Annotated in this window: 2 protein-coding genes; both read right to left on the bottom strand. The window is 58.8% G+C overall.

The genetic code is table 11. The annotated features are described in order from the left end of the window. A partial coding sequence (locus HX846_RS30580; protein ID WP_178966816.1) for a PAS domain-containing methyl-accepting chemotaxis protein occupies window positions 1–1,007 on the bottom strand: 1,007 nt, incomplete at its 3' end. 167 nt (window positions 1,008–1,174) lie between these two features. Then, on the bottom strand, window positions 1,175–1,501 hold a 327-nt coding region (locus HX846_RS30575; protein WP_178966815.1), incomplete at its 5' end, for a LysR family transcriptional regulator substrate-binding protein.

Here is a 1,501-nt window from a genome sequence, read left to right as displayed (position 1 = left end):
AGGTTGGTCTGGTCGGCGATGCCGCGGATGGTCTGGACGATGGTGCCGATGATGTCCGACTGCTTGCTCACTGCGTCGATGCTCACGGCCGCTTCGTTAAGGTCACGGGAAATTTCTTCGATGATCTGCACGGTCTGCTGCACCACTTCCGAACCCTTGCGGGCGCAGGCGTCGTTTTGCACCGAGGTGGCGTGAGCCGAGTCGGCAGCCGTGCGCAAGGTGGTGACCTGGTCGGTGATGTCGCTGGCGAACTTCACCACTTTGTACAGGCGCCCGTTGGCATCGAAGATCGGGTTGTAGGAGGCTTCCAGGAACAGCGTTTGGCCGAATTTATCTTTGCGCTCAAAGCGGTGGGAGTGATATTCGCCGCGGTTGAGCGAGGCCCAGAATGCCTTGTAGGCCGGCGAATCGGTCTCACCGCGATGACAAAACAGACTGTGGTGCTGGCCGACGATTTCACTGAGGGAATACTTCACCGTCTTCAGGAAGTTGTCGTTGGCATTCAGGATCTGGCCTTGCGGGGTGAATTCAATGACCGCCATGGAGCGGCCGATGGCGTCGATCAGGCTCTGGTTTTCATGCTCGCGGTGAATCCGCGCCGAGATGTCCGAGGCCACCTTGATCACGCTTTGCACCTGGTTGTCGGTACCGATTACCGGCATGTAACTGGCCTCCAGCCACACTTCCTGGCCATGCTTGTTCAACCGCATGAAGGTGCCACTGAGGGGCTCGCCCCGCGCCAGGTCGCGCCAGAGTTTGGCGTAGGCATCGGTGTGGGTGTAGGCCTCTTCGCAGAAAATCCGGTGATGCTTGCCGCGAATTTCTTCGGCGCGGTAGCCCATGGTCTTGCAGAAATTTTCATTGGCATCCAGCACGATGCCGTCGCGATCAAACTCGATCATTGCCATGGAACGGCTGATGGCGGCCAATTTGGCTTTGGCTTCGGTAAGGGCGCAGGAGAAACGTTCGATTTCCAGCAGGTCGGATTTGTGTTGGCGGTTGAACATGTCAGATCACCCTTTATTTTCCCGACGCCCACGCGGGCGCATTCCATTCACGGTTTGAATCTTGATCGAAGACCTTTATGGGGAAACCTATCCGAAACGCTTTATATGCCGAGCGTCATCAACGGTTCTGGGTGAGCATAGACAGGCGTTGGCGCTATGCAAGGCCACTAGTCAGCCAGCATTTGCAACAAAGCATTAACCACTGCTGAAGGCGGTTGGTGGCGTGATGTCACCAACGCAAACTCGCGATGCACCGGCTCCGCCAGGGGCATGATGCGCAAGCCTTGGCGCTGGGCCGGCAGGGTCATCTCGGGCACCAGCGTCACTCCCACGCCTTCACGCACCAGGCTGAAAGCGCTGTTCCACTCGCGCACTTCCACCCGCACCTCGCTCATCACCAGTCCGGCTTCCTGCGCCAGGCTGCGGGCGTTGACGGTGCAGCCGCCGGTGGCAAGCACGAACGGTTGCTCCACCAACTCTTCCAGCGTGACCGT

The sequence above is a fragment of the Pseudomonas sp. K5002 genome (assembly GCF_013386655.1).
GTDB lineage: Bacteria > Pseudomonadota > Gammaproteobacteria > Pseudomonadales > Pseudomonadaceae > Aquipseudomonas.
Note: the sequence above shows the minus strand (reverse complement) of the source record. Positions and strands in the feature narration are given on the sequence as shown.